The 7,886-nt window shown below is 51.5% G+C and carries 5 protein-coding genes; 4 read left to right on the top strand and 1 reads right to left on the bottom strand.

Annotated elements, in window-relative coordinates; translation table 11 throughout:
• The first annotated feature begins 132 nt into the window (after nucleotides 1-132).
• The 4 genes from DEF47_RS14860 to DEF47_RS14845 are packed head-to-tail and all read left to right on the top strand — an operon-like array spanning nucleotide 133 to nucleotide 3,670.
• Nucleotides 133-993: an SDR family oxidoreductase gene (locus DEF47_RS14860; RefSeq protein ID WP_012190002.1), complete on the top strand. Its 861-nt coding sequence runs from the start codon at nucleotides 133-135 to the stop codon at nucleotides 991-993.
• Between the two features lie 3 nt (nucleotides 994-996).
• Complete coding sequence (locus tag DEF47_RS14855) at nucleotides 997-1,671, top strand: HEAT repeat domain-containing protein (RefSeq protein WP_012190003.1); 675 nt, start codon at nucleotides 997-999, stop codon at nucleotides 1,669-1,671.
• The gene (locus DEF47_RS14850; protein WP_012190004.1) at nucleotides 1,668-2,051 is read left to right on the top strand and encodes an HIT family protein; all 384 of its coding nucleotides are present in this window, start codon (nucleotides 1,668-1,670) and stop codon (nucleotides 2,049-2,051) included. The genes DEF47_RS14855 and DEF47_RS14850 overlap by 4 nt, the downstream gene beginning before the upstream one ends.
• A gap of 20 nt (nucleotides 2,052-2,071) precedes the next feature.
• Nucleotides 2,072-3,670: a hypothetical protein gene (locus DEF47_RS14845; RefSeq protein ID WP_012190005.1), complete on the top strand. Its 1,599-nt coding sequence runs from the start codon at nucleotides 2,072-2,074 to the stop codon at nucleotides 3,668-3,670.
• 73 nt (nucleotides 3,671-3,743) lie between these two features.
• Here the strand turns inward: DEF47_RS14845 and DEF47_RS14840 are convergent.
• On the bottom strand, nucleotides 3,744-7,886 hold a 4,143-nt coding region (locus tag DEF47_RS14840), incomplete at its 5' end, for a fibronectin type III domain-containing protein (protein WP_287045209.1).

Genomic DNA, 7,886 nt, shown 5'->3' with positions numbered 1-7,886 from the left:
AACCTGTCCGCCCTTAAACCCACGGCGGCGGGAGAGGGGTTGGGGGTGAGGGGGTGAGGAATCAAAAACCCAATACTTGCAGCGTGGGCTACAATAGAACTATTAACGATCTTTTTAGTGATGGTGTTGTGTATGAGTCGCTTGTTAATTACTGGGGCATCAGGCTATCTTGGCCAACGGGTCGCTTATTTTGCACAGCAGACAACAATCTGGGATAAAGTGTATAGCCAAACTTGGCGTAACCCGCCAACAGCTGGCGAGCATGTAGCCTGCGATTTGGCCGATCAAGCCCAACTTGAGGCACTACTTGAGCAAATTCAGCCAACTGCAATTATTCATACGGCGGCGGTCACGCCTGCGATGGGGCCAGCCATGACCGACCAAGCCTTGTGGGCCGTGAATGTTCAAGCCAGCGCCACCCTCGCCCGTTGGGCAGCCCAACATCAAGTCCGATTGGTGCATGTTTCATCGGATGCAGTGTGGGGTGGACGCGAGGCCGCCTATACCGAAAGCGACGTGCCAGCACCAATCCACCCCTATGGAGCCTCGAAGGCAGCGGGCGAGGCAGTTGTCGCAGCGCTTGACCCACAGGCAGCCATCGCTCGCACCTCGTTGTTGTATGGTCAAAACCCGCTAGACCCCAACACAACCATGGCCTTGGCAATGCTGCGCGGCGAACGTCATGGCGTGCTTTTTACCGATGAACTGCGCTGCCCAGTCTTTGTTGAAGATGTGGCTCAAGCCTTGATTGAGCTTGCACAAAAACCAAGCCTTTATGGTATATTTCACCTTGTAGGCCCACAAATTCTCAGTCGATTTGAGCTTGGCCAAGCCCTGCTCGCGTGGAATGGTATTGATTCCACAGGCTTGCCTGCTGGTACCACCACTGCCAGTGGCTTACGTCGCCCATCGCGAGTTGTTGTCGATAATCGCACAACTCAATCTCAACTTAGCACCATTCTTCGAAGCATTGATGATGTCACAAGGAGGTGACGCATGGAGCGCACACCTGAAACGATTGTTCAATTAGTCGCCGATTTGCAGCACGATGATGAGTTTGTGCGTTCGCAAGCGGCCTTCACGCTTGGTTTGTTCGGTGAGCCTGCCGTCCCATTTTTAATTCCGCTCTTGCGCTCGCCGCAGCGCGACATTCGCATGCGAGCCGCCTGGACGCTCGGGGTGATCGGAGCCGCCGCTGTCCCAGCATTGCTCGATCTGATGGAGCAAAAAAATCGCCAATTGCGGATCGAAGCAATTCGGATTCTCGGAGTAATCGGCCAAGCACGGGTTTTTAATCATTTATTGGTTGCATTAACCGATTTCGACCCCGAAATTGCTGCTCGCGCCGCCCGTTCGTTGGGCAAAATTGGCGATCCTCGAGCCTTTCATGCCTTGGTCTTGGCGTTGCGTCACCCCGATAGCGATGTGCGCTACGAGGCTGCTGTGGCATTGGCCGCACTACACGTTCCCGATGCCGTAAGCCATTTACAAGAAGCTTTAGTCCATGAAGATCCACGAATTGTAACAACATGGGGCATGCAAGTCCGCGAGGGGATGGTTCGCGCCTTGGAAGAAGCCGAAAAACCGCATGATCATAGTTTGATCGAGGCCTTGATGCGGCTGGGCGATATGTTGAAGGCCAACGAACAAGACGATGGAGAAACTCCATGAATGCTTGCCCATTTTGCGACCCCGAAACCCTTGAGATTGAAACCATGCTGGAAAATCGCTTTTGCCGATTTTTGCAACAGCCCGATAAGGTGCTCTCGGGCGCTGGCGTGATTATTCCCAAACGCCATTGCGAAACCCGCCACGAGATGGATTTTGACGAATGGGATGCCATGCAAGAGTTGCTCAATCAGGTCAAGGCCTTCATCACCACCAGCCACAAACCATTGGGCTATACGATCGGCTGGAATTGTGGGGCGGTCAGCGGCGTGGTAATTCACCATGTACATATGCATGTGATTCCCCGTTTAACCAACGAGCCAATCAAAGAACAGATTCAATTTAGCCTTAAACCAACCACCGCTGATCGTTTCGGCAATTAACAACCAACTCAGGAGGTTGTATGGCTCAACGTGCCTTTTTTCGGCTTATGCTGCTTTTGTTGATACTGGGATCGGTTTCAAGTCTCGCAGCCAATTATTTACCCCCCAGCACCACCTATATGCCAATTGTGATGGGCAATCACGAGATCACGGCCAATACGTATGTTCCTAGTTATTCTGCACTTTTTCAATTTGGGCTAAACCCTGGTTACTATGGCAACGGCTGGGATGATCAAAAAATTTATGCAATTGGGGCTGATGCGGGAGCACACAGCGCCCGCGCTTCGCTCCCAGATAGTTTTATTGGCCAATGGGGCGCGGCGATTCGGGTTCCAGTCTTCGAATATATTTCTACTACGCTTAGTTTTCGCGAAAACACGGTCTTTTTAGGCGAGCCACGCGCTGCTTGGCGCGATACCGCCAGCTACTACAGCAACAACGGCACACCTATACAAAGCAAGCTCTGGCAAGGCATGTACGAGCCAATTTGGGATAATGGCGAGAATGGCACACCCGTCAATGATGCGAATAAATTTGCTGTGTATGTTTGGCAGATTGCCAGCACCTATGGCAAATATATGCGCTTCTATGAAATTATCAACGAGCCAGATTATACTAACAGCGCCAGAGCTTATGCTAACCCTGGTGCGAGCGGTGGCAGTTGGTGGGATAGTGCGCCAACTCCGAATGAATTACCAAATCTGAATGCACCAATTTACAATTACATTCGTTTATTACGGATTGCCTACACCGTGATTAAAAAGACTGATCCTGACAGTTATGTTGCGCCAGGTGGTATTGGCTATGCCTCGTTTTTGGATGCACTGTTGCGCTATACCGATAATCCCGATGCTGGCAAAGTCAGCAGCCAATATCCATTAACTGGCGGAGCTTATTTCGATGCCCTAAGTTATCATATTTATCCGCAATATGGTGGCTCCTATTGGGATAATGGAGTTGGCGGTTTTGTCTATGTGCGGCATAGCGACCGCATGAGCCAAGTTTTCGTCAATCAATACCAAACAATGAACGAAACTTTAGCGGCCCGCAATTACAACGGCACAACCTTTCCACGCAAGCCAAGTATCATCACTGAAACCAATGTTTCACGTAAAGCCTTCAATAATTACGCTGGCGGCGAAGAAATTCAGCGTAATTATCTGATCAAAGCCATCGTCAAAGGCCAGCAACTTGGTATTTTGCAAATTTATTGGTTTGCCACTGGCGAGGGCGCAGATTATGCAACCGCTCAAGATGAATACCAATTAATGGGCTTTTACGAAAATCTCAAGCGTAATGCACCTAATAATCAGATTATGACAAGCGAGGGCATTGCCAACCGCACAACCTACAATCAACTGTATGGCTGGCGCTACGATGCAACTGCAACGGCTGCATTAAATTTGCCCAGCACAATCGATGGTGCAGCGTTTCGTAAAAACAATCAATTGCGTTATGTTTTATGGGCCAAAACCACGCTTGATCGCAATGAAACTGCTAACGCCACGATTAATTTAACTGGAACTTACACCAAAGTGGCTTGGAATGGCACAAGTAGTACAGTCAGCGGCAGCAACATCCAACTAACAGGCTCGCCAATTTTCTTAACGCAACAATAACCGCAACTGCAAAAGCCCTTCGCCTATCGCGATAACGGCGATAACGAAGGGCTTTGATGATCAGTTACAAGCGTTATTCGCTAAATGGCAGCGTCAGCGTCGATTGCTGGCCATCAGCCGTGGTGGCACTCGTTCGCACAAGCGATCCACCATTGCCAATTGCATTCCAAAGCTCGACTTTCAGTCTACCATTGGTCAAATTGGCAAAGCTGCCCGTTGCTGAGCGCAACCCACGTGTATGATTGTATAGTTCCCAGCCCACCACCGGATCAGTCGCGAAATAGTTATAGGTTTCGATCCGATCCCACGTGCCATCGCCAGTAAAATCGTAGGAAACACGCACTTGGCTGGCGTTGCCTACGCCGATGCCTGCATCAAGGTAGAGATTAAATTGAGTGGTTTTCGCAGGATCATAGGTTGCCGTCAGGTCGTTAATTTGATAGGTGATAGCATTGGTTGGCAGCCCATCCCAGTTGCCATTTTGGGCACTCGCAAGCGGATCACTATCTGCCGCATTACCCGGAATCACACTCAAGATTCCGTCAGCGGTTTGGCTAGCGCCATCAAGCAGATACAACTGCGAACGAAATGGATTAGCCTGCGTTGTGAATGTAACAGTTGCGCTAGGCTCGGATTGATTGCCAGCAGCATCAAAGGCTGTGACCACCAATGTATAGCTAGTGTCAGCATTCAAGCCACTCAGCGTACAGTTCAACGCATCAACCATGCTGCACCCGCTGGCCGCTTGATCTGCCCCATTCAGATAGACTGAATAACCAACAACCCCCAGATTATCAGTCGCTGCATTCCAACTGACCGTAGCCGTGGTAGCGCCTATGTTGGCAATTGCAACATTTGTTGGCGCTGTTGGCTGAATCGAATCCAAGTCGGAGGTGGTAAATGTGATGCTTGCGCTAGCCTCGGATTGATTGCCAGCAGCATCAAAGGCCGTGACCACCACGCTATAACTGGTATTGGCACTCAAGCCAGTAAGATTACAGCCGAGGCCTGTGACCATCTGACAATTTGCTACGGCAACCTGACTACCATTGAGGTAGGCTGAATAACCGACGACCCCAACGTTATCGCTTGCGGCTTGCCAAGTAAAGGCTGCTGAGTTAGCAGTCGTCACACCGCGTAGCAGATTGGTTGGCGCAGTGGGAGCTTCGTTATCAACAGTTGTTACCAAGAATGGCAAAACCAAGGTTGATTGCTGACCATCGGCGCTGCTGGCATTCGTGCGAATCAGCGATGGGTTATTGCCGATTGCATTCCAAAGCTCAAGCTTGACCTTGCCATTGGTCAAATTGGCAAAGCTGCCTGTTGCCGAGCGTAATCCACGAGTATGGGTATAACGTTCCCAACTATTCACCGGATCAGTTGCAAAATAGTTGTAGGTTTCAATCCGATCCCACGTGCCATCGCCAGTAAAATCGTAGGCGATGCGTGCTTGTGTACCATTGCCAACCGCCGTGCCTGCATCAATAAACAGCTCAAACTCGGTGGTTTTGCTGCTATCGTAGCTAGCCGTGAGATTTTCGGCCTCATAGCTGATGGTTTGAGTCGCCTGACCATCGATGTTAGTTGCACTCGCCGCTGGAATCGAATCGCTGGCGGCGGCATTGCCACTGGTTGTACTGAGTTGGCTCGGCGTGATGTGCGTAGCGCCATCAAGCAGATACCAAGGATTACCAAAGGTTGGTAATGGGTTGGTACGAACCACCAAGCCATCGCTGGCAGCAGAAACATTACCCACCGCATCAAACGCTTTGACCGTAATGCTGTATTGAGTATTGGGCGTAAGTCCAGTCAGGCTACACATGGTTGCCGTTACAGCATTGCAACTAGTAACTGCAATCGGGTTAGTACCAAGATAGGCATTGTAGCCAATCACACCAACATTATCACTTGAAGCCGTCCAATTTATATCAACCGTCGTGGTGGTTTTAGCGAGAACCTGAAGATTTAACGGTGGCGTTGGTGCTTGCGTATCAATCAAGGTTGTCACAAGGATGCTATTGCTTGCAAGCGAAGCATTGCCCGCCGCATCAAAGGCTTTGACCGTAATACTGTATTGCGTATCAGGCGCAAGTCCGGTCAGGTTACATACAGTTGTAATTACGCCATTGCAACTGGTAACCGCAATTGGGTTCGTACCAAGATAGGCATTGTAGCCAACCACGCCAACATTATCACTCGAAGCCGTCCAACTAAGCAGGATACTCGCAGCAGTTACATTGGTAGCGTTCAGATTGGTCGGGGCCGTCGGGGCAATCCGATCAACATCAGGTGTAGTTATATTAATCGAATTACTCGCAAGCGAAACATTGCCTGCCGCATCAAAGGCCTTGACCGTAATGCTGTAGGTAGTTAAGGGATTGAGGCTGGTCAACGTGCATTGAGTTGTCCGAACGGCTCGACATTCCGTTGCGGGAGTAGCAGCATTATTGAGATACACTGCATAGCCTTCAACCCCAATATTGTCATTCGCTGCGTTCCATGCAAGCTGGGCAGTTGTCGCTGTGATTAACGAAGCTGTTAGATTGGTAGGCGCAGTTGGTGCTTGATCATCACCAATCAGGCCTAGCGGGTTGAAGGCAGCATCGGCAAAAATCAACCATGCGGCACTCGACACCGCATTCGCCGTACTCATCGTCCAATAGCCGTTGTTCGTTCCTTGCAACGAATAGGGAATTCCTCCATTCGCCGTTTGGCCTTTCGCCATTTGGTGCAGAAAATACGCCGCATCGCTGGTGCGACCCACCGCATGCAACGCTACAATCAATTGGCCAGTGCCCTCAAACCAGATATCATTGCGGTCGCTGTTGAAATCCACCGCATCGATTCCGCCCAAGGTTACCCGATGCGTGCCTAATGCATACTCCAACGCCATGATATACTCGTCGCCTAGTGCGGCCACGCCCCAGGTGTTCACATCCAATGGGTCACGCTGATCGGCACGGCCACCCAGCCAACGACCTTTGGCGGCTTCCCACACCACCGTTTCGAGAAACTGCTTTACCTGCCCGATGCGCGGTTGATCGCCATAAAAATAGCGAGCCGCCGCATAGAGGTCGATCGCATGCTCAGTCGATCCCCAACTGTGGAACCGATAGCCTTGTTGGGTTGCCTCAAAGCCACCATTGACTCCACCATCATCCTGCTGAAAGCCAAAGCCAAAGTTCACCGCTCGCAACGCCATCTCGCGATAGGTCACCAGATCGCCCGTCGCATCTTCATAGCTCGCCACTGCCAAGGCCACCCACACCGCTGGCCCGACATCGCGATGCCATTCCATCACTTGGTTGGGATTGCTACAAGCATAAATATTGTGCCAACTGCCATCGCCCCATTGCGAGCCTCGCAAAGCCGTCAACACCGCCCGAGCACGATCATAATCGGCTTTCACCACAAAGGCGATTGCCGCCACCGCTTGGTCGTACACCACACACAGATCATCGGCAGCCCCACCTTGCTCGAAGCTATCGACCAAGCCATTTGGCAATTGCTGTGAACGCAACCAGCCGTAGGCCTTATCCGAGGCACTTACGGGCGGTTCCACCACCACCGGATCAGGCGTTGGCGCAACACTCGTGATCGTCGCCGTGCCTAAACCGAGCGGATTGAACGCGGCATCAGCAAAAATCAACCAGGCCGCGCTCGATACCGCATTCGCCGTACTCATCGTCCAATAGCCATTATTCGTCCCTTGCAACGAATAGGGGATGCCCCCATTCGCCGTTTGGCCCTTCGCCATCTGTTGCAGAAAATACTGCGCGTCGCTGGTGCGGCCCACCGCATGCAACGCTACAATCAATTGGCCAGTGCCCTCAAACCAGATATCATTGCGGTCGCTGTTGAAATCCATCGCATCGATTCCGCCCAAGGTTACCCGATGCGTGCCTAATGCATACTCCAAGGCCATGATATACTCGTCGCCCAGTGCAGCCACGCCCCAGGTGTTCACATCCAACGGGTCACGCTGATCGGCACGGCCACCCAGCCAACGACCTTTGGCGGCTTCCCACACCACCGTTTCAAGAAACTGCTTCACCTGCCCGGTGCGCGGTTGATCACCATAAAAATAGCGGGCTGCCGCATACAGGTCGATCGCATGCTCAGTCGATCCCCAGCTGTGGAACCGATAGCCTTGTTGCGTTGCCTCAAACCCACCATTTACCCCGCCATCATCTTGCTGAAAGCCAAAGCCAAAGTT

The sequence above is a fragment of the Herpetosiphon sp. genome, from assembly GCF_003512625.1.
GTDB classification, from domain to species: domain Bacteria; phylum Chloroflexota; class Chloroflexia; order Chloroflexales; family Herpetosiphonaceae; genus Herpetosiphon; species Herpetosiphon aurantiacus.
This window is presented reverse-complemented; position numbering and strand designations above follow the sequence as displayed.

Excerpts from the sequence above, each read along its gene's own strand:
- DEF47_RS14855 (WP_012190003.1), top strand. The coding sequence starts at position 997 with ATGGAGCGCACACCTGAAACGATTGTTCAATTAGTCGCCGATTTGCAG.
- DEF47_RS14850 (WP_012190004.1), top strand. The coding sequence starts at position 1,668 with ATGAATGCTTGCCCATTTTGCGACCCCGAAACCCTTGAGATTGAAACC.
- DEF47_RS14860 (WP_012190002.1), top strand. The coding sequence starts at position 133 with ATGAGTCGCTTGTTAATTACTGGGGCATCAGGCTATCTTGGCCAACGG.
- DEF47_RS14845 (WP_012190005.1), top strand. The coding sequence starts at position 2,072 with ATGGCTCAACGTGCCTTTTTTCGGCTTATGCTGCTTTTGTTGATACTG.